Source organism: Sphingomonas turrisvirgatae (assembly GCF_001721295.1).
Classification (GTDB): domain Bacteria; phylum Pseudomonadota; class Alphaproteobacteria; order Sphingomonadales; family Sphingomonadaceae; genus Sphingomonas; species Sphingomonas turrisvirgatae.
On record NZ_MDDS01000073.1, the window covers coordinates 1 to 425 of the forward strand.

The window sequence follows — 425 nt, forward strand, 5'->3', positions numbered from 1 at the left end:
GCGACCGCTCGGAGCGCATCCGTACCTACAACTTCCCGCAAGGGCGGGTCACCGACCATCGCATCAACCTCACCCTGTACTCCCTGGGCGAGGTGATGGAGGGCGCGGTGGAACAGGTGATCGAGCCGCTGCTGCAGGAATACCAGGCCGATCAACTGGCGGCCCTGGGCGACTGACATGACCACTATCTGTACCCTTCTCAAGGATTCCCAACTGCCCGATTCGCCCAGCGCCCGGCTCGACACCGAGTTGCTGCTGGCGGCGGCGATGGGCAAGCCGCGCAGCTTCCTGCGTACCTGGCCGGAGCGCATCGTGCCGCGCGAGGCCAACGAGCTGTTCGACGACTGGATCGCCCGTCGGCGCAACGGCGAGCCGGTGGCCTACATACTTGGCCACCAGGGCTTCTGGAGCCTGGACCTGGAGGT

Annotated in this window: 2 pseudogenes; both read left to right on the forward strand. The window is 66.1% G+C overall.

Features of this window, described 5'->3' with window-relative positions:
* Positions 1 to 176, forward strand: a pseudogene (locus BFL28_RS21625) (peptide chain release factor 1); the annotation flags it as partial.
* A gap of 1 nt (position 177) precedes the next feature.
* Positions 178 to 425: pseudogene (locus BFL28_RS17540) on the forward strand (peptide chain release factor N(5)-glutamine methyltransferase); the annotation flags it as partial.